Origin of the sequence: Pseudomonas sp. EMN2 (assembly GCF_009650555.1) — a bacterium.
GTDB lineage: Bacteria > Pseudomonadota > Gammaproteobacteria > Pseudomonadales > Pseudomonadaceae > Aquipseudomonas > Aquipseudomonas sichuanensis.
The window spans coordinates 15,588-40,543 of sequence record NZ_VZZR01000103.1 but is presented as its reverse complement, the minus strand read 5'-3'; the positions used below and the strand labels follow the sequence as shown (position 1 = coordinate 40,543).

Below are 24,956 nucleotides of genomic sequence, written 5' to 3'. Positions count from 1 at the left end.
GCTGCCCAGGTCGTCGAGCAGGCAGGTGAACACGCCCACCGTGGTTTCGGTCGGCCCATAGTGGTTGACCAGGGCGCAGTCCGGCGCCAGGGCGCGGATGCGTTGCAGCAAGGCCGGCGGGCTGGCTTCGCCGCCCAGCACCAGGCAACGGCGCGGCAGCACGCCGAGGTTGTCGCTGCCCAGCAGCGCGCCCAGGTGCGACGGCACGATTTTCAGCGCATCGACACCATGCTGCTGCATGTAGGCGGCGAAGGCCTGGCCATCGACCGCGGTATCGGGATCGATCAGGTGCAGGGTACGGCCGGCGGCCAAGGCGCCGAACAGCACGGTATGGCCAAGGTCGGCGGCCAGGGTGGAGACCAGCGCCATGCTCTGCACCTGGCCCAGCGGCAGGCGCTGTTCGATGCCGTCCAGGTAGTTGGCCAGCGCCGCCTGGCTGACGCCAACGGCCTTGGGCTTGCCAGTGGAGCCGGAGGTGAAGATCACATAGGCCAGGTCGCCGCCCAGTGGGTTCAGCGCCGGCGCGGCGCACGGGGCGTCGAGCGGGTCGCAGGCGTCATCCAGCAGGTGCAGCGTCACGTCGCTGAAGCCGCTGAAGCGTTCGGCCTGGTCGCTGGGCGCCAGGAGATGACCGGCGCCACTGTCGGCGAGCATCTGCTCCAGCCGTTGGCGCGGGTACTGCGGGTCGAGGGCGACGTAGCAGGCGCCGGCCTTGAGCACGGCCAAGAGGCCCACCAGGGTTTCCAGGCGGCGCTCGGCGCACAGGGCCACCTGCGTGCGCGGGGCCACGCCGCTGTCGATCAGGCGGCGGGCCAGTTGGTTGGCTTTGCCGTCGAGAGCGGCGTAAGTGAGCGAGCGCGCACCTTCCACCAGGGCAATGCGCTCTGGATGCGCGGCAGCCTGGGCCGCGAAGCGCTGGTGCAGCCACGGGCCGCGTACTGTCGCATCGGCCTCGCTGGCCTGGGCAGCCGGCCCCAGCGGCAGGGTTTCGATCGCCCGCGCAGGCTCGGCCAGCGCGGCGCCCAGCAGTTGCGCCCAGTGCTGGCCGAGGCGCTCGATGGTGCGGGCCTCGAACAGGTCGGTGGCATACAGCAGCGAGGCGCTGAGGCGCTCGCCCTGCTCCTCGGTGTTCAGCGCCAGGTCGAAGCGCGCGGACTCGCGGGTGATTTCCAGCGGCGCCAGCTCGACGCCCGGCAATTGCCAGCGGTTGCCCTGGCCGGTCGCCACCTGGTGATTGAACAGCACCTGGAACAGCGGAGTGCGATCCAGGCTGCGCTGGGGTTGCAGGGCGTCGACCAGGTGCTCGAACGGCAGGTCCTGGTTGGCCTGGGCCTCGAGCACCCGCTGGCGCACCTGGGCCAGCACCTCGACGAAGCTGTGGCGGCCATCGAGCTCCACCTGCAGCACCTGGGTGTTGACGAAGAAGCCGATCAGCCCCTCGACCTCGGCGCGGGTACGGTTGGCGATCGGCGTGCCGACGCGGATCACTTCGCTGGCGCTGTAGCGCATCAGCAGCACCTGCAAGGTCGCCAGCAGCACCATGAACGGTGTGCAACCGTTGGCCGCGGCCAGTTGCCGGACCGCCTCGCCCTGCCCCGCCGGCAGTTCGATGGCCAGCCGCGCGCCACGGCCACTGCGTCGCGCCGGACGCGGATGATCGGCGGGCAGTTCGAGGCTGTCCTCGGCCACGCCCAGACGCTCGCGCCAGTAGCCGAGCTGGCGCTCGGCCTCGCCGGCCTCCAGCCACAGGCGCTGCCAGCGGGCATGGTCGGCGTACTGGATCGGCAAGGCCGGTACCGGCGTCTGCTGCTGGTAATGGCGCAGCACTTCTTCGATCAGGATCGGCATCGACCAGGCGTCGGTGACGATGTGGTGGGTGCAGAACACCAGCACCCACTGTTGCTCGCCGGTGTGCAGCACGCTGGCACGCAGCAGCAGGTCGTGTTCGAGGTCGAACGGCTGCGCGGTCAGCCCCTCGGCCACCTGCTCCAGCTGCGCCTGGCTGCTACCGCGCAGGTCCTGCTGCTGCAGGCTGAATGCGCGGTGGCTGTGCAGCACTTGCAGGACCTGTTGCTCGTCCTGGCGGAAGTTGGTGCGCAGCGCCTCATGGCGCTGCACCAGAGCCTGCAGGCTGCGCTCCAGGCGCTGGGCGTCGAACGCCCCGCGCACGCTGAGCAGCGCCGGCTGGTTGTAGGCCGTGGACCGGGGGTCGAGCTGCCACAGCAACCACAGGCGCTGCTGGGAGAACGAGGCCTGCACCGGTTCGTCGAGGTTGTCCCGGGGTGGAATGGGCAGCAGATCGAAGGCCAGGCCCTGCTCGCGCATGCGGCCTTGCAACACTTGGCGTTCCTGGGCTGGCAAGGCGGCGAAGCGCTTGGCCAGTACCTGCATGCGGTCGGACAACGCGGTCATACGTCCTCCACCGCATCGAACAGCGCTTCAAGGGCATCGGCCTTGTCCTCGCTGACGCCCGAGCCGCGATGTCGCTCGACCTGCTCGGCCAGCAAGGCCACGGTTTCACCTTCGAAGAACACCCGCAGCGGCAGGTCCAGGTTCAGGCGTTCCTGCACCTGGGAGCGAATACGCGTGGCCAGAAGCGAGTGGCCGCCCAGGGCGAAGAAGTTGTCATGCACGCCCACCTGCTCCAGCTGCAAGGCCTCCTGCCAGATCTGCGCCAGGGTCTGCTCCAGCTCGTTGCGCGGCGCCTGGTAGGCGCTGCCCTGGGCTTGCAGGGCGGCGAGCGCGGTGCGGTCGAGCTTGCCATTGGGGGTCAGCGGCAGGCGGTCGAGCACGCGCAGGAAGGCCGGCACCATATACTCGGGCATCTGCTCGCGCAGGCGCTCCAGCAGGCGGCTTTCCAGGCCGCTGGCGCTGGCCGGGTCACGCAGGGTGGCGAAGGCCGCCAGTTGCGCGCCGGCGCCGGTCTCGCGCACCACCACGGCGGCTTCGCGCACCTCGGGCTGCTGGGCGAGGCGCGCTTCGATTTCGCCCAGCTCCACGCGGAAGCCGCGCAGCTTGAGCTGGAAGTCCAGGCGCCCGAGGTAGTCCAGGGTGCCTTCGACGCCGGGGCTGACCCGGTCGCCGGTGCGGTACAGGCGCTGGCCCGGCACCAAAGCGAACGGGTCGGGCACGAAGCGGCTGGCGGTCAGGCCAGGGCGCTGCAGGTAACCACGGGCCAGGCCAGGGCCACCCACGTACAGCTCGCCCTCACGGCCGAAGCCGACCAGTTCGCCTTGCTCGTCGAGCACCCGCAGGCGGGTGCCGGCAATGGCGCCACCGATCGACACCCGCTCATGGGCAGGCAGGGCTTCAACGACGTGCGCCGAGCACCACACCGAGCTCTCCGACGGGCCGTACTCGTTGACCAGCAAGGTCTGCGGCAGGCGTTCGGCATGCCGCGCCGGCAGCTCCAGCGGGCAGGCTTCGCCAGCGACGATGACGCAGGCCAGCGCGGGCTGCTGCAGGTGCTCGAGGATCTGTGCGTAGAACGATGGCAGGGCCAGGAAATGGCTGATGCCCTGTTCGCCGATCAGCTGCGCCAGGCGCGCCGGGTCTTTGTGCGTCTGCTCTTCGGGCAGGTACAGGGTGCCGCCCTGGCCGAGGGTCCAGAAGATCCCCGCCACCGAGCTGTCGAACGAGAACGACGACAGCATCAGGAAACGCCGCAGCGGGGCGCGATAGAACTCGCCACGGGCGCGGGTCGAGGCACAGGCGTTGGCGTGGCTGATCATCACGCCCTTGGGCTTGCCGGTGGAGCCGGAGGTGTAGATCACGTAGGCCAGGTTGCCGGGCTCGACCGCCACGGCCGGGGCCTGTACCTGGGCGGCCGGCAGGCCCTGTTCGAGGGCCAGGCGGGCAACGCCGTCCGGCACCTCGATGCCGTCGGCCAGGGGGCGCAGGGTGATCAGGCACTGGGCGCGGGCGTCGTGCAACATGAACGCCAGGCGCTCGGCCGGGTAGCTGGGGTCCAGCGGCAGGTAGGCGCCACCGGCCTTGAGAATGGCCAGCAGGGTCACGACGATTTCCACCGAACGCTCGCCGTACACCGCCACGACGCTGTCGGGGCCGACACCGCGCTCGCGCAGGGCCTGGGCCAGGCCGTTGGCACGCTGGTCGAGGCTGGCATAGTCCAGCGCCTGTGCGCCGACTTGCAGGGCGGTATGCCCTGGGGTGGCCTTGGCGGCCTGCTCGAACAGCCCGTGCAGGGTTTCGCCAGGCACCTCTACCTGCTCGGCGCTGCGGTCGAAGCGTTGCAGCAGCTGCTCGGCCTGGGCGCTATCGACACCGTTGTGCCGACTCAGCGGCTGCTCGAGGTCAGCCGCCACTTGCACGGCGAACCGGGCGAACTGCGCCAGCCACGCCTGCAACTGGGCGGCATCGAATACCCGAGCCGGGCTGACCAGGCGCAGACTCAGGCCTTGCCCGCGCTGTTCGGCGCGCAGCAGCAGCTTCTGGCCCAGCGGCCAGTCCTGCTCCAGCTGCGCGGCCTCGGCGCGATAGCCACAGGCGAAGGCCGGCAGCAGTGCTTCGCCCAGGTCGGTTTCGTCCAGGCAGTCGAGCCAGGACAGGCCCTGGCGCAACTGGCCGAGCAACCCCGGCAGTTGCTCGCGCAGGCCTCGGCTGCTGTCGATCGCCAGCACCAGCGGCAGCTGGCGGGCAAAGTGGCCGACGGTCTGTTCGAGCTGTTCGTTGCGCCCGCTGACCTCCAGCCCCAGCACCACGCTGGCGGGCTGCCCCAGTTCGACCAGGAACGCGGCCCACAGAACCGCCAGGGCTTCGTCGGTGGTGATCCGCCCCGCTTCGGCCACCTTGGCCAGCGCGTCAGCCACGGGCGTGGCCAGTTGTTCGACGCACGGCGCCTCGGCCAGCGCCACGCGGCGCTCGAACGGCAAGGCAAGCGGGCGCGCCTGCTCGGCCAGCAACCCGCGCCAGAACGCACGCCCTTGCTGGCCGATGCTTTCCTGGGCCAGGTCGCCCTGCCAGGCGGCGTAGTCGGCGTATTGCAGGGCATCGAACTCGGCCAGCGCTTCACCGCGCAGCAAGGCTTGCAGCTCATCGCCCAGCAGGCGCAGGGCGGCCGGGTCGGCACTGGCCAGTGCCACGCCCAGCAGCAGGTTGCGGCCCTCGAGGCTGGCGGCCAGCGGGGCCTGGCCAAGGTCTTCGGCCACCTGCAGGCGGGCCTGCTCGGCTGTGGCTGCATGACGCACGCGCAGGTTCACCTGAGCGTGGATTTCCTGGGCCGGGTGTTTCAGACCCGGCACCTGCACGTAGCGGGTGCGCAGGATTTCGTGACGCTCGCACAGCTGGGCCAGGGCCTGCTGCAGCGCTTCCAGGGAGGGCTCGGCGTCCAGCGCCAGCCACAGTCGTGCGGCCAGCGCCTGGCCGCCGCTGGCCTGGAGCAGATGCGCCTGTTGCGCCGAGGTCTGGAAAATTTCTGCGTTGCTTGCGGTCATGCTTGAACTCCTTGGCCCAGTGCCACTTCGCTGCTTTTCAGGGGAATGGCCATGGCCGTGAGGATCTTTCGCGGGCCGGTGTAACCGTTGCGCGCGTGGATGGTGAGGATGTTGTCAAGGATCACCACGTCGCCTTTCTGCCAGGGGAACTCGACCATGACGTCGCGGTAGATCTGCTGCAGGTGGCGGATGTGATCCTCGGGGATCGGGCTGCCGTCGCCGTAGAAGGTGTTCTGCGGCAGTTCGTCGTCGGCGAACTCGGCGCGCAGGCTGTCGCGGATGCTGTCGGGCAGGGTCAGGGCATTGAAGAAGGTGGCGTGGTTGAACCACACGGTTTCGCCGGTGCGCGGGTGGCGGACCATGGCCGGGCCTTTCTGGCGGGTGCGCAGGCGGTTGCCGGACTTCCACTCCGGCTCCACGCCGATCTTGGCGCAGTAGGCCTCGACCTCGGCGCGGTCCTCGGTCTGGAACACGGTCTGCCAGGGCAGGCCCATGCCGTCGCCGTAGTTGCGCACGTACAGCACGCCGCCCTTGCGCACGAAGGCATCGCGCACCTCGGCGTCGATGCGCGGCAGGATCAGCCGGGTATCGCCGAACGGGGTTTCGCCGCCGGTGGGCGACGGCAGGTCGCAGTAGAAATACAGGTGCAGCGGGAACACCGGCGAATAGGAGTGCTCGTTGTGCGGAAAGATCTTCTCCACCGCCGGGTAGTCGGTCGAGCTGTAGACATTGTGCTTGCGGGTGATCTGGGTGCGCGGCGAGGCGCGGAACAGGTACTCCAGGGCGCCGCCGGAGATCGCATCGACGCACTGGTTGAACTCGCCGATGTCCTGCACGGCGAAGCCGCGGAACAGGATGGTGGCGTGCTGGTCCAGCTTGCTTTCGATCAGCGCGCGGTTCTGCCCGGCCCATTCGGCCAGGTTGATGCCCGCCACCTTGGGCGTGCACAGCAACGGCAGGCTGTGGCCTTCGAACATTGGCGAAAAGGCCACGAGGCTGTCGTGGTCCATGCTCAAACTCTTGCGCCGCCCCTTGGCCAATACCGGAATGGCTTGCGCCTCGCTGTTGGACATTTCCATCTCCCGTTCGGTAAAGCCGGCGGCCCAGCGGCCACCGGCATGACAATCTCTACTGCAGCTCGACCCCACGGGCGCGCCGACGGATCGGGTGCTGCGCCTTGAGCTGCGCCTGGCGTGCCTCGGCCGCGGCCTGTTCGGCACTGGCCTGCAGCTGCGCGGCATGGGCCAGCAGCTGCGCCAGGGGCGCCTCGGGCGCTTCGAGCAAGCGCTCGAACACCCCTTGCAACTGCACGAACAGCCCTTGCATGTCGGCCGCCGTGTACAGGCTGGCGTCGCATTTGAAGGCGGCGGTCAGTTGCTCGGCGTTGACGAACTCGGCGATCAGGTCCAGCTCGGTGGCGCCCTGCCCCGCTTCCTGCGGGGTCACCTGCAGGCCTTGCGGCGCCTGCATCGGCAGGCTGCCTTCCTGGTAGATGAACTTGATCGCGAACAGCGGTGAACGGCCGGCCTGACGCGGCAGGCGCAGGGCCTCGACCAAGCGGTCGAACGGCAGGTCCTGGTGATCGGAAGCACCCACCACCACATCGCGGCAGCGCTCCATCCACTGTTCGCCACTGAGGCTGTCGTCCAGCGTCAGCTGCAGTACCAACTGGTTAACGAAGAAGCCGACCATTTCTTCAACCCCCGCATGGTTGCGGTTGGCAACGTCGGTGCCCAGGCGCACGCGGGAGCTGTCGCAACGCTGCGCCACCACCAGCGAGAAGCCGGCCAGCAACAGCATGTACAGGGTCAGGCCACGGGCCTTGGCGGTGGCGCGCAGGGCCTCGGCCAGCGCTGGCGGGAAATCGAAGGCGTGCACCTGGCAGGTGCCGGCGCTGACGCCGGCCTGCGGGCTGCCGGGCAGGCGGCTGAGGCGATGGTCGTCGCCCAGGGTGCGCTGCCAGTAATCGAGCTGGCGCTGCATCTGCCCGGCCGCCAGCCACTGGCGCTGCCACACGGCAAAGTCCAGGTAGGCCAGGCCCGGCGTCGGCAGCGCGGCCGGGGCGCGCTGCACGGCGGCGTCGTAGAGGGCGACGAATTCACGCAGCAGGATGCCGAACGACCAGTGGTCGGCGACGATGTGGTGCAAGGTCACCAGCAACAGGTGCTGCTGTTCGGCCAGGCGCAGCACCGCCACCCGCAGCACCGGGCCGTTGACCAGGTCGAACGGCGCCTGCGCCTGCTCGGCCAGGGCTTGGGCGATCGCCACCTCGCGGGTGGCGGCCGGGGCCTCGCGCAGATCGACGACAGCCAGCGGCAAGGCCATGTGCGCATGCACTTGCTGCCAGCTGTCGCCGCCCTCCTGGGCGTAAGTGGTACGCAACACCGAATGGCGCTGCAGCAAGCCCTCGAAGGCTGTGCGCACCGCGTCGATGTCCAGCTCGCCGTCAAGCTGCAGGGCGCGCGGAATGTTGTACATCGAGCTGTGCGGTTCCAGCTGCCAGAGGAACCACAGACGCTGCTGGGCGAACGACAACGGCTGGCGCTGCGCCGGGTCCAGGGCTTGCAGCTGCGGCACCGGCAGCTGAGCCGGGGCCGTCATGCAGGCATCGACCGTGGCGGCAAACGCCTCCAGGTCGCGGGCTTCGAACAGGCTGCGCAAGGGCAGCTCGACGCCACGGGCATGGCGCACCCGGCTGATCACCTGGGTGGCCAGCAGCGAATGGCCGCCCAAGTCGAAGAAGTTGTCGCGCAGGCCTACGCGCTCGACGCCCAGCAGTTCACTCCACAACGCGGCGAGCTCGCCTTGCAGGGGACTGCGCGGCGCTTCGAAGGCCTGTGCCAGCAGGCTGGCGTCCGGCGCCGGCAAGGCCTTGCGGTCGAGCTTGCCGTTGGGGGTCAGTGGCAATCGGGCCAGCACCTGCCAGTGGGCCGGCTGCATGTAGTCCGGCAGCGCTGCGCCGAGCGCTGCGCGCAAGCCTTCGCAGAGTGCGGCCTGGGCCTCGCGGTCAGCTTCGGCCAGCGCCTGGCGCGGCACCACGTAGGCCACCAGCTGCTGGCCGACCGGGCCCGGCACGGCCACCACGGCCGCCTCGGCGACAGCCGCCTGGGCCAGCAGACAGGCCTCGATTTCACCGGTCTCGACGCGGAAACCGCGGATCTTCACCTGATGGTCGACCCGGCCGATGTATTCCATCTGCCCGTCCGGCAGGCGCCGGACCAGGTCGCCGCTGCGGTACAGCCGCGCGCCGGGAGTGCTGGCGAACGGGTCGGGGACGAAGCGCTCGGCGGTCAGCGATGGCTGCGCATGGTAGCCGCGCGCCAGGGCCTCGCCACCGATATACAGCTCACCGACCACGCCATCGGCCTGCAAGGCCAGGCCTTCGGCCAGCAGGTAGGCGCTGCGCCCGGCCACCGGTCGGCCGATGGGCGCATAGGCGCTGGTGAAGCGGGTGGCGGCATCGGCCTCCCAGAGGAAGGGGGTGATGACCGTTTCGGTCGGCCCGTAGCCGTTGACGATATGCTGCGGGCGCAGTTGCCCCTGGATCTGCTCGAAGCCCTCGCGAGGGAAGGCCTCGCCCGCCACGTTGAACGAGCGCACCGACGCCGCCCGGCCATGGGCCGCGGCCCAGGCCGCCAGTTGGCAGGCGTATTGGGTGGGGAAATAGACCAGGCTGGCCTGCTCGCGCTCGATCACGTCCAGCGCCTCTTCGGCACTCCACAGGCCTTCGCCGCGCAGCACGCAGCGGGCACCGCTGATCAGCGGCAGCAGCCACTGCTCGGTGCCCCAGTCGAAGTTCAACGAGGCGAAATGCAGGAAGCGGTCGCTGCTGTCGATGCGGTAGAAGCGCTGCATGGTCAGCAGGTGGCGCAACAGGGCGCCCTGCTCCAAGGCCACGCCCTTGGGCCGCCCGGTGGAACCGGAGGTGTACAGCAGGCACAGCAGGTTATTGCCGGCGAGGGTCGGCGACGGGGCCTCGACACCATGGGTAGCCAGCGCCAGCTCATCGACCCGCAGCAGGCGTGCGGCGCTGCCAGCCAGCAACGCCGCACTGCGGGCATCGCCCAACACCAGCTGCACGCCGCTGTCCTCGAGCATGTAGCCCAGGCGCTCGGCGGGGTATTCCGGGTCCAGCGGCACATAAGCGCCGCCGGCCTTGAGGATGGCCAGCAGGCCGATGATCAGCCGCTCGCCACGGGGCAGCGAGATGCCCACCAGCACCTCTGGGCCGACGCCCTCGGCGACCAGCCGCTGGGCCAGGTCGCTGGCCTGGCTGTCGAGGCTGGCGTAGCTCAGCGTCCGCCCCTCGGCAACCAGGGCGATGGCCTCTGGCGTGCGGCGGGCCTGGGCTTCGATCAACTGGTGCAGCCACTGCGGCGCGGTCTGCGCCGGCAAGGCGGCGGGCATCGCCAGCAGCGCCTGGCGCTCGGCCGGGGGCACGCTGTCCAGGGTCGCCAGCACTTGGCCTGCGCCTTCGACGAACTGCCCGAGCAGGCATTCCAGCTGCGCCGCGAGGGCCTGCACGGTGGCGGCGTCGAGCGCCGCGCACAGATAGCTGTAGTGCACCTGCAGACGCTCGCCGAGGGTCACGGCCAGGGTCAGCGGGTAGTTGGTGCGCTCCAGGTTGGCGACTTCGCCAAAGCGCACGCCGGCCTGGCCGGACTCGGCCAGCGCCGCCGACAGCGGGTAGTTCTCGAACACCAGCAAGGTGTCGAACAGCGCATCGCTGCCCTGCCCCGACCAGCGCTGGATCTCGAACAGGGGCGTGTGCTCGTGTTCGCGCAGCGCCAGGTTAAGTGCCTGCACCTGTTGCAGCCAGTCGCCCAGGGTTTGCTGCAGGGCCGGCCGGGCGATCACTGGCAAGGTGTTGATGAACAGGCCGATCTGCGCCTCGATGCCCGGCAGTTGCGCCGGGCGCCCGGCCACGGTGGCGCCGAAGGCCACGCAGTCCTGGCCGGTGCAACGTTGCAGCAGCAACAGCCAGGCCGCCTGGACCAGGGTGTTGACGGTGACTTTCTGCTGCCGGGCGAAGGCGTTCAGGCGCTCGCCCAAGGCCGCATCGACGGTCTGGTAGAAGTCGCCGTGGCTGGCCTGTGCCGCCGCTTGCGGCGTGGGCAGCGCGTGGGCCAGGCGCGTCGGGGTTTCCAGCGCGGCGAGCTGGTCACGCCAGAATGCCTCGCTGGCCGCCATGTCCTGCTGACCGAGCCATTGGATGTAATCACGGTACAGCCCGACCGGGGGCGCCACTTGCTGCCCGGCGTAGCGTTGCAGGACCTCGCCGAGCAGGCGCGAGTTGCTCCAGCCGTCCAGCAGCAGGTGGTGGCAGGTCTGGATCAAGTGGTGCCGGGCCTCGCCGGTGCGCACCAGGGTCAGGCGCAGCAAGGGGGCCTGGGCCAGGTCGAAGCCGTGCTCGCAATCCTCCTGCGCCAGGGCGGCGAGCGCCTGCGGCAGGTCGGCGCGGTCGCGCCAGTCCAGTTCGCGCCAGGGCAGTTCGACCTGGCGCATGACTATTTGCAGGGGCTTGCCCTGCTCGCCTTGCCAGGCAAAGCCGGTGCGCAGGATGGCATGGGCGTCCAGCGCCTGCTGCCAGGCGTCGCGCAGGCGTGCGGGGTGCAGGCCGTCGACATCCACGCGCATCTGGTTGACGTAGTCGCTGCCGGCTTGCTCATACAGGCTGTGGAACAGCATGCCCTGCTGCATCGGCGACAGCGGGTAGAGGTCTTCGAGCTGGCGTGCGGCCACCGGCAGTTGCGCCAGCGCCGCGCCATCGAGCCCGGCCAGCGGGAAGTCCGAGGCGGTCACCTGGCCGGGGGCCTCGACGCAGTGGGCGATCAATGCGCGCAGTTCCTCGGCGAAACCATCGACCACGGCCTGAATGCGTTCGGCCGCGAACATCTGCTGGCTGAAGCCCCACTGCAACGCCAGCTCGCCGCCGTACACCTGGCCTTCGACGGTGAGCCAGTTGGCCAGCGGCGCGTCCGGGTCCTGGCCCTGGCCGGCGCCATGGGTGGCGGGCACCAGCAACGCCTGTTCATCGAACTGACGGTCGAACTGGCCAAGGTAGTTGAAGGTCACCCGCGGGCGCGGCAGGGCCGCCAGCTCGGCACGGGTGTCGGCATCGCCGAGGTGACGCAGCAGGCCGTGGCCGATGCCCTTGTCGGGCACGCCGCGCAACTGCTCCTTGACCGCCACCAGCGAAGCGCCCAGCTCGGCCTCGGGCACCAGCAGCACCGGTTGCAGGCTGGTGAACCAGCCGACGCTGCGCGACAGGTCGAGCCCGGCGAACAGGTCTTCACGGCCATGCCCTTCCAGCTCGATCAGCGCGCCCGGCGCGGCGGTCCAGCGGCATAGCACCCGGGCCAGGGCGGTGAGCAGCAGGTCGTTGACCTGGGTGCGGTAGGCCGCCGGTGCGACCTGCAGCAGTTGGCGGGTGAGCTCGGCGTCGAAGCGGCATTCGATCTTCTGTTCATGACGGTTGTGCAGCGCACCGTCGCGGTTGTCGCACGGCAGTTCGGCGACCGCCGCGCGCCCCAGGTGCTCGCGCCACCAGGGCAACTGCGCCTGATAGCTCGGCACGGCGTCGTGCAGGCGCAGCGCCCAATCCTGATATGCACTGGTGCGCGCCGGCAGGCGTGGCGGCTGGCCGGCCAGCACTTGGCGGTAAGCCTGCTCGAGGTCTTCGAGCAGTACCCGCCAGGACACCCCGTCCACCACCAGGTGGTGCAGCACCAGCAGCAGTTGCTGGCGGCCCTCGGGCAGCTCGATCAGCAGTACCCGCAGCAATGGCCCGTGGGCCAGGTCCAGGCTGCGCTGCGCAGCCTCGCACAGTGCCAGCGCGGCTTCGGCATCGGCCGCCGTACAGCGCTGGAACACGTCGCCGGCGGTTTCGGCATAGCGCTGTTGCCAGGTGCCGCCGTGCTGCTCGAAGCGCAGGCGCAGGCTGTCGTGGTGTTCAACCAGTTGGCGCACGGCCTGGGCCAGCGGCTCGCCCTGCAGCGGTGCGCGGGCATCGAGCAGCAGGGCCTGGTTCCAGTGCTGGCGGTTAGGGATGGCCTGGTCGAAGAACCAGTGCTGGATCGGCGTCAGCGGCACTTCGCCGCTGGCCGGCCCACGCACCACTGCCTGGCTCGCCTGCCCGGCCACCTGGGCCAGGCCGCGAATGGTCTGGTGCTGGAAGATGTCCTTGGGGGTGAGCGCCAGGCCGGCCTCGCGGGCACGGCTGACCACCTGCATGGAGACGATCGAGTCACCGCCCAGTTCGAAGAAGTTGTCCAGCACGCCGACCTGCTCAAGGCCCAGCAACGCTTGCCAGATCTGCGCCAGGGCCTGCTCGCGGGCATCGCCGGGCGCCACATGCTCGCGCTGCGCCTGCAACACGTCGGGCGCCGGCAGCGCCTTGCGGTCGAGCTTGCCGTTGGGGGTCAGCGGCAGCGCGGCCAGCATCGGCATGGCCGCGGGCACCATGTAGTCGGGCAAGTGCTCGCCCAGCGCTGCGCGCAGTTGCTCGCGCAGCGTGCTCTGGGCCACCGGGTCGTCGAGCAGCGCGGCATCGGCCGGCACCACATAGGCCACCAACTGGCGGCCGCTCGGGCCTTCCGGCGCCAACACCGCCACTTCGCTGACCTGCGCCTGCGCCTGCAGCCGCGCCTCGATCTCGCCCAGCTCGATACGGAAACCACGCACCTTGACCTGATGGTCGATGCGGCCGATGTACTCGAGCTCGCCCTGGTCGCGGTAGCGCAACAGGTCGCCGGTGCGGTACAGGCGCCCGCCGTCGGCGGCGAACGGGTCCGGCACGAAGCGTTCGGCGGTCAGCCCCGGGCGCCCGAGGTAGCCACGGGTAATGCCGGCGCCGGCCAGGTACAGCTCGGCGGCGCAACCTTGCGGCACCGGCTGCAGGGCGGCGTCGAGCAGGTAGGCGGCGGTGTGCGGCAGCGGCCGGCCGATGCTGGCACGGCCACCGGCCTGGCGGCGGGTCCAGGTCGAGTAGGTGGTGTCTTCCGAAGGGCCGTACAGGTCGTACACATGCGCCAGCCCCGGCTGGCGGTAGAGCTCGTCCACCACCCGCTGCTTCAGTGGCTCGCCGGCGAGGTTGACGATGCGCACGCCGGCGGGCAACTGGCCGTCGCGCAGCAGCGCGGTAATGGCCGAGGGCACGGTGTTGACCAGGCGCACCTGGTCGCGCGCCGGCAGCTGCGGCAGTTCCAGGGCGTTGCGCGCCAGCACGATGGAGCCGCCCGCGGCCAGGGTCACGAACAGCTCCCACACCGACAGGTCGAAGCAGATCGAGGTCGAGGCCAGCACACCCTGGATGTCTTCGCGGCTGTACACCTGACGCGACCAGTGCAGCAGCGCCATGACGTTGCGGTGGGTGATGGCCACGCCTTTGGGGCGGCCGGTGGAGCCTGAGGTGTAGATCACGTAGGCGAGGTTCTGCGCCACGGCGTTATTGGCCGGCGGCACGTCCGGCCAGGCGACCAGGCTCTGCTCGTCGGCGTCCACCAGCAGCACTTCGGCGCAGTCGGCCAGGGCCAGGCGCTGGGCCACTTCAGGGTCGCTGAGCACCAGGTGCGCGGCGCTGTCGTCGAGCATGTAGGCCACGCGCTCCGCCGGGTAGTCCGGGTCCAGCGGCACGTAGGCGCCGCCGGCCTTGAACACCGCCAGCAGCGACACCAGCAGTTGCGGAGTACGCGGCAGGGCCACGCCGACGCGGGTCTCGGGGCCGACACCGGCTGCCACCAGGCGCTGGGCCAGGCGGTTGGCCCAGCGGTCGAGCTGGCCATAGCTGTACTGCTCAAGGCCGAAGGTGAGGGCCAGCGCCTCGGGCTGTTCGGCGGCCTGGCGGGCGATGCTCTGATCGATCCGCGACACCTGGTCAAAGCCGTCACCCGGCGGGTTCCAGGCGTGCAACAGCTGTTGCTGCTCGTCGGCGCCGAGCATCGGCAGCCGCGCCACAGGCTGGCTTGTGTCGGCGACCATGGCACGCAGCAGGTTCAGCCAGTGGCCGGCCATGCGCGCGATGGTCGGCGCGTCGAACAGCTCGTCGGCGTAGGTAAGTGCGGCGTGCAGCTGCCCGCCCTTCTCCCAGGTATCCAGGCTCAGGTCGAACTGGGTGGTGCGCCCTTTCCACTCGATCAGGTCGAAACGAATGCCCGAGGCGGTCTGCAGCGCGCCGAGGTCGGTGACCAGCGGCTGGTGGTTGTACATCACCTGGAACAGTGGGTTGAGCGCCAGGCTGCGTTCAAGCTTGAGCGCCTCGACCAGGCGCTCGAACGGCAGCTCCTGATGCGCCTGGGCGCCGAGGGCGGTGTCGCGCACCTGGGCAATCAGCCCGGCCACCGTGAGGTGCTCGTCGATGCGGCAGTTGAGTACCTGGGTGTTGACGAAAAAGCCGATCAGCCCTTCGACTTCGGCACGGTTGCGGTTGGCGATGGGCACCCCCACGCGCAGCTCGCCCTGGCCGCTGTAGCGGTAGAGCAAGGCATCGAAGGCAGCCAGCAGCACCATGAACAGGCTGGCCTGTTGTTGCTGGGCCAGGGCGCGCAGCTGCTGGGCCAGCTCGGCATCGACCGCGAAGTTGAAGCGGGTGCCGCGATGGCTGGGGGTGGCCGGGCGCGGGTGGTCGGTGGGCAGCTCCAGCACCGGGTGCTCGTCACCCAGCACCTGTTGCCAGTAGGCCAGCTGGCGCTCCTGCTCGCCGGCTTCCAGCCAGGCGCGCTGCCACAGGGCGTAGTCGGCGTACTGGATCGGCAGCGGCGCCAGCGGCATGGGCTGGCCTTGGCTGAAGGCGTCGTAGCAGCGGATGAACTCGTCGATCAGCACGTTCATCGACCAACCATCGGAGACGATGTGGTGCAAGGTCAGCAGCAGCACATGGCGCTCGGCGTCCAGCTTGAGCAGGCGCACCCGCCACAGCGGGCCCTGCTCCAGGTCGAACGGGCACTCGGCCTGGGCTTGCGCGCGCGCCTTCACCGCCTGTTCGCGGGCGCCGGCATCCAGCGCGCAGAGGTCTTCGAAATCGACGGTCACCGCCTGGGCCGCGGCGACCTGGCGCAGCCCGTGCTCACCCTCCTGGCGCAACGCGCTGCGCAGGGTTTCATGGCGCTCGGCCAGCGCTTCCAGGGCCTGGGCCAGGGCAGCACGGTCCAGCGGCCCGTCCAGGCCAACGGCGCCCGGGAGGTTGTAGGCCGCGCCCTGGGGATCGAGCTGCCAGAGGAACCACATACGCTGCTGGGCATACGAGGGCAGGCCGCGCTCGGCGGCCTGCACCCCGGCCGGGATGGCGAACTGGGCGAAGTCGACCTGTTCCCGGGCCAGCGCCTGCAAGAAGATCCTGCGTTTTTGCGCCGGCAACTCGAGGAATCGGCGGGCAAGGTTGCGGGCATCTTGAGCATTCATTGGCGATCATCCGTAAAGAGGGGCAACGAGCGGGGCAGCTCGGTCGTGCATGGAAAACGGATGAACGGAGGGGAAAATTAACGGACGGCGCAGGCCGCCGCCGGTCGCCTTGAAACATTTACTTTCATTTACTTTGGCAGGTTTCTCATTCTCATCCGTCCTATTAAGTGCAGCCTTCACGGTTGAGCCGAGCCTCGACCGCACTTTTTATGCAGAAGACCGACCGATGGCCCGACAACCGAAGAAGAAATCCGCCTCCAAGCTGTGGTTCCTGGTGCACAGCTGGCTCGCCCTGCCGATCTGGTTCTTTGTCCTGATCGTGTGTTTCACCGGCATGCTCGCCGTGGTCAGCCAGGAGATCGTCTGGCTGGCCAACCCGGACGTGCGCGCCAGCAAACCGCTGGATGCGCCCGACGCCGAGCGCCTGAGCTTCCAGCAGGTGCTCACGGCCATGCACAAGGCCGAGCCGGAGCTGGCAGTGCGCTTTCTCAGCCAGCCGGACGGCTCGCACTTTGCCCTGAACGCCTCGGTGACCCGCCCTGACGGCACCACCGCGCTGCTCTACGTCAACCCCTACTCCGGGGCGATCCAGGGCCAGCGGCCGAACTTCGACTTCGAGGCTTTCACCCGCGCCCTGCACGGCTGGTGGCTGGTGCCGTTCACCAACGGCTACAGCTGGGGCTGGTACCTGGTATCGCTGCTCGGCCTGCCGATGCTGGCTTCGCTGGTCACGGGGCTGGTGGTGTACAAGAAGTTCTGGCGCGGCTTCTTCAAGCCGGTGCGCACCGGCCACGGCTCGCGGATCTTCTGGGGCGATGTGCACCGCCTGGCCGGGGTCTGGTCGATCTGGTTCATCGCGGTGATTTCCATCACCGGCACCTGGTTCCTGATCCAGGCGATACTCGGCGACAACCACGTGACCATCTCCACCGAACCGGTGGTGCCGGTGATCGCCCGCGAGCAGGTGCCGCAGACGCCCGATGGCACGCCGGCGCCGCGCATCGACCTGGACGAGGCCGCGCGCATCGCCACCGAGCGCATCCCGGGCCTGGACGTGAGCTTCATCTCCCTGCCGCTGACCGCCTACAGCCACTACAGCATGGGCGGCCGCGGCTGGTACCCGCTGATGTTCCAGACCGCCGAAGTGAATCCGTACACACGCAACGTCGACGCCCAGTTCCTGCTGGGCGACCGCTCGACCCTGGAGTTCGTCACCGAATCGATGCGCCCGCTGCACACCGGCGACTTCGGCGGCCTGGCGATCAAGCTGATCTGGTTCTTCTTCGGCCTGGTGCTGACCCTGATGGTGCTCAGCGGCCTGTTGATCTGGACCAAGCGCACCGCCCAGGCCACCGCCGCCGCGCTCAAGCGCAGCGAGCGCCCGGCACGGGTCAGGCAACCTCGTGAAACCCCTGTGGAGGCGCAGCCATGAGCCAGGCGAACAGCGTGCCGCAGGGCGGCTTCAAGCAGTGGTGGCTGAAATGGCGCTTCCACCTGAACATCCTGCTGATCCTCATCCCGCTGGGCTTCATGCCCAAGTACTTCGCCGACGCCAGCCTGCTGCGCGGCGACAGTGGACTGGGCGCCAACGTCATCCGCGATATCCAGATCGACCGCTGGAGCCTCGACCTGGCGGAGCTGCGTGACGAAGCACCGCGCGCCGACGGCCCCGCCGGTGACTTCAAGGCGTTCAACGCCGCCCTGTGCAAGACCTGCACCGAGGGCGTCAAGGCGATCTACCTGCGCGTCGGCAAGCCGCGCAGCCTGCGCGCCGCCGGCACCATCTTCTTCGGCTCGCAACACCGCATGAGCACCAACCTGCCGATCCCGCCGCGCACCCGCGCCGACGCCGACCTGTGGGTCACCATCGAAGGCTGGGACGGCAAGATGTACCAGGCCTCGGTGCCGCTGGCCAAGGCATCGCCGGCCACCGTGGCCTGGCTCGAGAAACAAGGAGGCAAGAAATGACACCACCGTTGCTGCGCAGGCTCGCCCTGCCCTTCCTGCTGCTGGCCGCCACCCCGGCGCTGGCGCACAACCCGATGTGCGATTGCACCGAAAACGCCGGGCAGATCACCTGCAAGGGCGGTTTCAGCGACGGCAGCGGCGCGCCGGGGGTGACCCTGGACGTGATCGGCTACGACGAACAGGTGCTGGTGGCCAGCAAGCTGGGGGATGACTCGACCCTCACCTTCAAGCGCCCCGACGGCGAGTTCTACGTGCTGTTCGATGCCGGCCCCGGCCATGTGGTGGAAGTGGACCACGCCGACATCGGTGCGCCATGAGCCGCGCCCAGGTGGTACGCCCGGCGGGTGCCGGGCACGAAACCCTCTATGTGCTGCTGACCGCCGCGTTGATCCTGCTGCTGGCCGCCGGCGTGGTGGCACTGCGCGGCGAACGCGAGGATGAGCAGGCCGTGGCCGCCCACCAGCTCGACGCCCGGCGTGACCTGAACGCCGCCGAACAGGGCCTGCACACCGACCTGTGGGTGGCGGTCGAGGAGATCCGTGCGCTGCGTGAGGAAAGCGGCAGCGCGCCGCCGGTGGCCGAGCTTGCCGAAGCGGGCCTGCCGCCCTTCGTCACCGATGCCAGCAGCCAGAGCCGCGGCAGCCTGCAATGGGCGCTGCTGGACAACGGCGCCTACCTGGGCCGCAGCCAGGCCCCGGAAGTGGCCGGCAGCCTGCTGCTGATCCTGCCGCAGACCGCCGACGCCCAGCCCGATGTGTGGCTGCGCCGCGACAGCAGCGCGATGGCCCCGGACGCCCTGGACAGCGCCACGCTGATCGCCGCCGGCTGGCGGCAGATCATCACCCACTACGACGCCGGGGTCACCCGCCAACACCGCCATTAAGGATTTGCCCATGTTCCGCTCCGCCCGCCGCACCCTGGCGCTGCTCCTGGCCTGTGCCCTGCCTGCCCTGGCCGTCGCCGACACTGGCAAGCCGCTGCGCATCGGTATCACCCTGCACCCCTACTACAGCTATGTGAGCAATATCGTCGGCGACAAGGCCGAGGTGGTGCCGCTGATCCCGGCCGGCTTCAACCCCCATGCCTACGAGCCGCGCGCCGAAGACATCAAGCGCATCGGCAGCCTGGATGTGGTGGTGCTCAATGGCGTGGGCCATGACGACTTCGCCGACCGCATGATCGCCGCCAGCGAAAAGCCCGATATCAAGACCATCGAGGCCAACGCCAACGTGCCGCTGCTGGCGGCCACCGGTATCGCCGCCCGTGGCGCCGGCAAGGTGGTCAACCCGCACACCTTCCTGTCGATCAGTGCGACCATCGCCCAGGTCAACAACATCGCCCGCGAACTGGGCAAGCTCGACCCGGACAACGCCAAGTTCTACACCCAGAACGCCCGCGCCTATGCCAAGCGCCTGCGCGCCCTGCGCGCCGAGGCGCTGGCCCAGGTGACCCAAGCGCCGGATGCGACCTTCCGCGTGGCGACCATCCACGCTGCCTACGACTACCTGGTGCGTGACTTCGGCCTGGAAGTGACCGCCGTGGTGGAACCTGCCCACGGTATCGAGCCGAGCCCGGCGCAGCTGAAGAAGACCATCGACCAGCTCAAGGCACTGGACGTGAAGGTGATCTTCTCGGAAATGGACTTCCCTTCCGCCTACGTCGAGACCATCCAGCGTGAATCGGGCGTGCGACTGTACCCGCTCACGCACATCTCCTATGGCGAATACACCAAGGAAAAGTACGAAGTGGAGATGAAGCGCAACCTCGACACCGTGGTCCGCGCTATCCAGGAGAACCGCGCGTGACCGCCGCCGCCCACCTCACCGCTGCTGGCGGCCCCCGCATCGACTTCGACGGCATCGACCTGACCCTGGGCCGTACGCGCATCCTTGAAGGCGTGTGCTTCAATGTCGCCCCGGGCAGCGTGCACGCCATCGTCGGGCCCAATGGCGGCGGCAAGAGCTCGCTGATCAAGACCCTGCTCGGGCAGATGCCGCACCAGGGCCAGCTGACCCTGCACTGGCCGGGTGAGCAAGAAGTGATCGGCTATGTGCCCCAGGCGCTGGAATTCGACCGCGGCCTGCCGATGACCGTCGACGACTTCATGGCCGCCATGTGCCAGCGCCGCCCGGCGTTCCTCGGTTTGTCGCGGCGGGTGCGCCCGGCCATCGACGCGGCGTTGGCCAGGGTCGGCATGCTCGACAAGCGCAAGCGGCGCATGGGCGCGCTGTCCGGTGGAGAACGCCAGCGGGTGCTGCTGGCCCAGGGGCTGATCCCCGAGCCGCAACTGCTGGTGCTCGACGAGCCGATGTCAGCGCTCGATGAGGCCGGTATCCAGGTGTTCGAGCAGTTGCTGCACGGCTGGCGCCAGGCCGGCACCACCGTGCTGTGGATCGAGCACGACCTGCAGGCAGTGCTGCGCCTGGCCGACCGGGTCACCGGGCTGAACCGCCAGGTACTGTTCGACGCCCCGCCGGCTGAAGCGCTCACGCCTGAGCGCCTGCTCAGCCTGTTCTCCGTCCACCCTCGCAGCGAGAGCCGTTCATGAGTTTCGAAGCGTTCCGCCAACTGGTCCAGGAATGGGCCGGCGCGGGTTATCTGCCGGAGGCGCTGGCCTACGGTTTCGTGGTCAACGCGCTGCTGGCGGGCCTGATGATCGGCCCGGTGCTGGGCGGGCTGGGCACCCTGGTGGTGGTCAAGCGCTTTGCCTTCTTCTCCGAGGCGGTCGGCCACGCCGCACTGACGGGTGTTGCCATCGGCATCTTGCTTGGCGAGCCCTACACCGGCCCCTATGGCAGCCTCTTCGGCTATTGCCTGCTGTTCGGCATTTTGCTCAACTTCCTGCGCAACCGCACCGGGCTGTCGCCGGACACCTTGATCGGGGTGTTCCTCTCGGTGTCGCTGGCGCTGGGCGCGAGCCTGCTGCTGATGCTGGCCGGCAAGATCAACGTGCATATCCTGGAAAACGTGCTGTTCGGTTCGGTGCTCACCGTCAGCGCCCACGACCTGCTGGTGCTGGGCATCGTCGCGGTGCTGGTGCTGGCGTTGGCGCTGCCGCTGTACAACCGCATCATGCTGGCCAGCTTCAACCCTCAGCTGGCGGCGGTGCGCGGGGTGGCGGTGAAGACCCTGGACTACCTGTTCGTGGTGCTGGTGACGCTGGTCACCGTGGCCTCGGTGAAGGTGATCGGGGCGATCCTGGTGGGCGCCCTGCTGGTGATCCCGGCGGCGGCCGCGCGGCTGGTCAGCCAGTCGCTCAAGGGCTTCTTCTTCATCTCGGTAGTGATCGCCACCGTCAGCACCCTGCTGGGCATCCTGCTGCCGATCATGCTCGACCTGCCGGTGCCGTCGGGCGCGGCGATCATCCTGGTGGCCGGCCTGTGCTTCGCCCTCTGTGCCCTGGCCCGTGCCCTCGTCCCCCGCCTGCAAGGAAACCCGGCATGACCCTGAAAAAACTCACCCTGGCCCTGGCCTTGAGCGGCCTGCCGCTGCTGGCCAACGCCGCGCAAGTGCTGACCACCCTGCCGGTGACCCACAGCCTGGCGGCCGCGCTGCTCGATGGCACTTCGGTGCAACTCAAGAGCGCCGTCCCGGACAACCTGCCGGCCAGCCGCCAGCCCTCGTACTTCGAGGGCCGTGGCGGCGCCAGCCTGCAGAAGGCCGCGCAGCAGGCCGACGCAGTGATCGGCGTGCGCTCGATCTGGCGGGACGACCCGCTCTACCCCATGGCCCGGCGCAGCAATATCCGCATCGTCGAAATCGACGCCGCGCGCCCTGTGGACGGTGCCCTGCCGGGCATCGCGGTGAATGGCGAGCAGGCCTTCGCCGCCTACCCCTGGCTCAACCCGACCAATCTGGGGCGCATGGCCGATGTGGTGGCCAACGACCTGGAGCGCTTGTCGCCGGCGGACAAGGCGAAGATCCAGGGCAACCTGGCCGGGCTCAAGCGCCAGATGCTGGAACTCACCGCCAGCAGCCAGGCGCAGTTGGCCGAGGTCGACAACCTTAGCGTCGTCAGCCTGTCCGAGCGGCTTGGGTATCTGGCCAACGGGCTCAACCTGGATGTGGTCGAGCAGCCCCTGCACGCCGACGAGCAGTGGGACGAAGCTGCGCTCAAGGCGCTGACCGGCAACCTCAAGCAACAAGACGTGGCGCTGGTGCTGCACCACCGCCAACCGGATGCCAAGGTGGTGGCGGCGATCCAGGCCGGTGGCGCCAAGCTGCTGGTGGTCGACAGCGACCCGCAGGACACCGTGGCCGGGCTCAAGGCCAGTGTCGAGCAGGTGGTGAAGGCGCTGGGCAGCAGCTGAGTTTCAGGGCCCTATCGCCGGCAAGCCGGCTCCCACAGGTACAGCGCTGAACCAAGAGTCGCGCCATACCTGTGGGAGCCGGCTTGCCGGCGATAGGGCCGGTACAGGAAACGACACCGCCTGCGACAATCCACCACACCAACCCGAAACCCGGTGAAACCCTCCAAATGGTAGATTCGCCGCCATGAAAACCACTCGTCGGACACGCTCGCTGACCGCATGGACGCTCTACGCCAGCGTCCTGTTCAGCCTGTTGCTGTGTGGTTTGCACCATGGCCAAATGACCGGCCTGCGCCTGTCCGGCCTGGAAGGCGGCTACTGCAGCATGGACAGCGGCCATGGCCCGGCCATCGACCTGGACGGCGGCGGTGGCGACCAGCACATGGCCCAGCTCGACTGCCCGGTGTGCTCCTCGTTCGCCATGGCCGTGCCGCTCAGCAGCGCCGGCTGGACCTTCAGCGCCGCGCTTGGCCAGGCGCCAGCGCCGATCGTCACCCGCAGCTGGGGGCAACCGCCGCCGCGCTACCTGCGCCACGCCATCAACCCCCGCGCCTCCCCTTCTCCGTTCCCCGCAGCAGAACACTTCGCCTGACCCTGGCAGGCGCGCCCGTGCGCGCGCCTGTGGGTCGGGCCTGCCAAGACCTTTGCGTGGAACCCTTACAACATGATCCGCAACTCCTCTTTGGTGCTCGTGCTGAGCGCCACCTGCCACTGTGCCTGGGCGCAAGGCGCGCCTGTCGAACTGTCCGCCACCACCGTCGATGGCGAGCGTGAAGCGCCCAGCGGCGTGCAACTGGACACCCCGATCGCCACGGGCTCGCGCCTGGGCCTGACGGCGCGGGAAACCCCGGCCTCGGTAAGCGTCTCGGACCGCCGGGTGATCGAGCAGCGCGACGCCCGCGACACCCAGGAAGTGATCAATGCCATGACCGGCGTGAACGCCTCGGCCAACCCCGGCTACGGCGGCTTCGTCACCTACCGCGGCTTCACCCAGAACCAGGTGACCCAGCTCTACAACGGCATCAACCTGGGCTACAGCAGCGCCACCCGGCCGGTGGACGCCTGGGTGATCGACCGGGTCGAACTGCTCGGCGGGCCGTCGTCGTTCCTGCATGGCGCCGGTGCCGTAGGCGGCTCGATCAACTACATCAGCAAGCTGGCCAGCCGCGACCAGCAGACCGTCGACGGGCGTATCCGCTACGGCAGCTACGACGCCGCCGAATACGCCTTCGGCATCAACCAGGCGCTGGCCGCCAACCCGGCCGACGCCCGCCACTTCGCCCGCCTGGATTTCAGCCGCAGCCAGGGCAACGGCTATATCGACCGCAATGAACGGCAGACCGACAGCCTGGCCTTTTCGCTGCTCAGCGACCTTACGCCTGACCTGACCCACACCCTGGCGGTGGAGTACCAGGAGGACACTGAAGACAGCCCTTACTGGGGCTCGCCGATCCTGCCTGGGCGCAGCACCATGAAGATCGACAAGGACCGGCGTTTCGAGAACTACAACGTCGCCGACGGCCGCTACGAGCAGCGAGTACGCTGGCTGCGTTCGATGCTCGACTACCAGGTCAGCGACAGCACCAGCCTGCACAACACCCTGTACCAGTACGAGGCCCAGCGCGACTACCGCAACCTGGAGCGCTACCGCTACAACAACGCAGGCAATGTGACGCGCTCGAGCCCCTACCTGCAGCGCCACCAGCAGAGCGTGCTGGGCAACCGCATCGAGCTACGCCACGACAACAGCCTGTTCGGCCTGGCCAGCCAGTGGTCGGCAGGGCTGGACTGGTCGAAGATGCGCCAGAGCCTGTACCCGAAATCGGGCAGTTGGAGCGACACGGTCGACCCGGACCACTTCGATCCCGGTAGCTTCTACGCCATTCCCGGCGTCAATACCGGGCTGAGCAAGCAACGTCGGCACGAGACCACCAACCGCGCGCTGTTCGCCGAGAACCGCCTGCAACTGACCGACCGTTTGGCCTTGCTAACCGCCCTGCGCTACGACTACCTGGACATGGAAGTGACCAACTACGGCGCCGTCACGCCCACCGCGCCGGCCTTCTTCGAACGCCGCTGGGAGCCGCTGTCCGGGCGTGTCGGCCTGACCTATACGCTGACCCCGGCGGCCAGTGTCTATGTGCAATACAGCACCGCCGCCGATTTGCCGGCAGGCTCCCTGGCGGCGGCGACCTACTCCAACGTCGGCTTGTTCGACCTGTCCAAGGGCGAGCAATGGGAAGCCGGCAGCAAGTTCGACTTCCTCGATGGCCGGGGTGCGGCGACGGTGGCGGTGTACCAGATCGTGCGCAAGGATTTTGCCGTGGCCGATTCGAACAACCCCAACCAGACGGTGCAGGCCGGCCAGCAGACCTCACGGGGCATCGAGCTGTCCGGGCGGTTGCAGGTCACGCCGAAACTGTTGGCCGAGGCCAACTATGCCTACGTGCATGCGCGTTATGACGAGTTCAACGAAGCGGTGGCGGGCAAGTCGGTGTCCCGCGAGGGCAATGCGCCGGTGAACGTGCCGGCCAACGTCGGCAACCTGTGGCTGACCTACAGCTTTACCCCGGACTGGTCGGCGGGGGTGGATGCGCGTTATGTCGACTCGGTGTATGCCGACAATGCCAACACGCTGAAGGCGCCTGCCTACACCCTGTACGGGGCCTTTGCCCGCTACCGGGTGGATGCGCACACCACGCTGACCGCGCGGGTGCGCAACTTGACGGATGAGGTGTATGCCAAGCAGGCGTACAACACCCAGTACTACATGGGGGATCCGAGGACGTTTGAAGTGGCGATGGATATGCGGTTCTGAGGGCGCATT

Annotated in this window: 14 protein-coding genes; 10 read left to right on the top strand and 4 right to left on the bottom strand. The window is 68.9% G+C overall.

Annotated elements, in window-relative coordinates; translation table 11 throughout:
* From F6X61_RS24630 to F6X61_RS24615, 4 genes are all read right to left on the bottom strand, one after another.
* On the bottom strand, positions 1-2,412 hold a 2,412-nt coding region (locus tag F6X61_RS24630), incomplete at its 3' end, for a condensation domain-containing protein (protein ID WP_153788946.1).
* Positions 2,409-5,453: an amino acid adenylation domain-containing protein gene (locus tag F6X61_RS24625; RefSeq protein WP_153788945.1), complete on the bottom strand. Its 3,045-nt coding sequence runs from the start codon at positions 5,451-5,453 to the stop codon at positions 2,409-2,411. The genes F6X61_RS24630 and F6X61_RS24625, both read right to left, overlap by 4 nt.
* Positions 5,450-6,526, bottom strand: a complete 1,077-nt coding sequence (locus F6X61_RS24620) for a TauD/TfdA family dioxygenase (RefSeq protein WP_110995179.1) — start codon at positions 6,524-6,526, stop codon at positions 5,450-5,452. The genes F6X61_RS24625 and F6X61_RS24620 overlap by 4 nt, the downstream gene beginning before the upstream one ends.
* Before the next feature lie 55 nt (positions 6,527-6,581).
* On the bottom strand, positions 6,582-15,851 hold the full coding sequence (locus tag F6X61_RS24615) for a non-ribosomal peptide synthetase (protein ID WP_153788944.1): 9,270 nt from the start codon (positions 15,849-15,851) through the stop codon (positions 6,582-6,584).
* 226 nt (positions 15,852-16,077) lie between these two features.
* On the opposite strand from F6X61_RS24615, the gene F6X61_RS24610 reads away from it, so the two are divergent.
* The 10 genes from F6X61_RS24610 (at position 16,078) to F6X61_RS24565 (ending at position 24,947) form a co-directional block, all read left to right on the top strand.
* Positions 16,078-17,283 (top strand): PepSY domain-containing protein, encoded by a 1,206-nt coding sequence (locus tag F6X61_RS24610; RefSeq protein WP_153788943.1) that lies wholly within the window; start codon positions 16,078-16,080, stop codon positions 17,281-17,283.
* A complete protein-coding gene (locus tag F6X61_RS24605; protein ID WP_110995154.1) occupies positions 17,280-17,819 on the top strand; it encodes a thiamine pyrophosphate-binding protein in 540 nt (179 codons plus the stop codon). The genes F6X61_RS24610 and F6X61_RS24605 overlap by 4 nt, the downstream gene beginning before the upstream one ends.
* Positions 17,816-18,136, top strand: coding sequence for a hypothetical protein (locus F6X61_RS24600; RefSeq protein WP_125858309.1), 321 nt, complete (start codon positions 17,816-17,818; stop codon positions 18,134-18,136). The genes F6X61_RS24605 and F6X61_RS24600 overlap by 4 nt, the downstream gene beginning before the upstream one ends.
* On the top strand, positions 18,133-18,702 hold the full coding sequence (locus tag F6X61_RS24595; RefSeq protein ID WP_153788942.1) for a DUF6162 family protein: 570 nt from the start codon (positions 18,133-18,135) through the stop codon (positions 18,700-18,702). The genes F6X61_RS24600 and F6X61_RS24595 overlap by 4 nt, the downstream gene beginning before the upstream one ends.
* 10 nt (positions 18,703-18,712) lie before the next feature.
* Positions 18,713-19,624 (top strand): metal ABC transporter substrate-binding protein, encoded by a 912-nt coding sequence (locus F6X61_RS24590; protein WP_178125885.1) that lies wholly within the window; start codon positions 18,713-18,715, stop codon positions 19,622-19,624.
* Positions 19,621-20,367, top strand: a complete 747-nt coding sequence (locus F6X61_RS24585; protein WP_153788940.1) for a metal ABC transporter ATP-binding protein — start codon at positions 19,621-19,623, stop codon at positions 20,365-20,367. The genes F6X61_RS24590 and F6X61_RS24585 overlap by 4 nt, the downstream gene beginning before the upstream one ends.
* Positions 20,364-21,263, top strand: coding sequence for a metal ABC transporter permease (locus F6X61_RS24580; protein ID WP_153788939.1), 900 nt, complete (start codon positions 20,364-20,366; stop codon positions 21,261-21,263). The genes F6X61_RS24585 and F6X61_RS24580 overlap by 4 nt, the downstream gene beginning before the upstream one ends.
* On the top strand, positions 21,260-22,129 hold the full coding sequence (locus F6X61_RS24575) for a metal ABC transporter solute-binding protein, Zn/Mn family (RefSeq protein WP_153788938.1): 870 nt from the start codon (positions 21,260-21,262) through the stop codon (positions 22,127-22,129). The genes F6X61_RS24580 and F6X61_RS24575 overlap by 4 nt, the downstream gene beginning before the upstream one ends.
* Positions 22,130-22,313: 184 nt before the next feature.
* Entirely contained in the window at positions 22,314-22,721 is a 408-nt protein-coding gene (locus F6X61_RS24570) for a DUF2946 domain-containing protein (protein ID WP_153788937.1), read from the top strand.
* Positions 22,722-22,793: 72 nt separating this feature from the next.
* A complete protein-coding gene (locus tag F6X61_RS24565) occupies positions 22,794-24,947 on the top strand; it encodes a TonB-dependent siderophore receptor (protein ID WP_153788936.1) in 2,154 nt (717 codons plus the stop codon).
* The last annotated feature ends 9 nt before the right edge of the window (positions 24,948-24,956 follow it).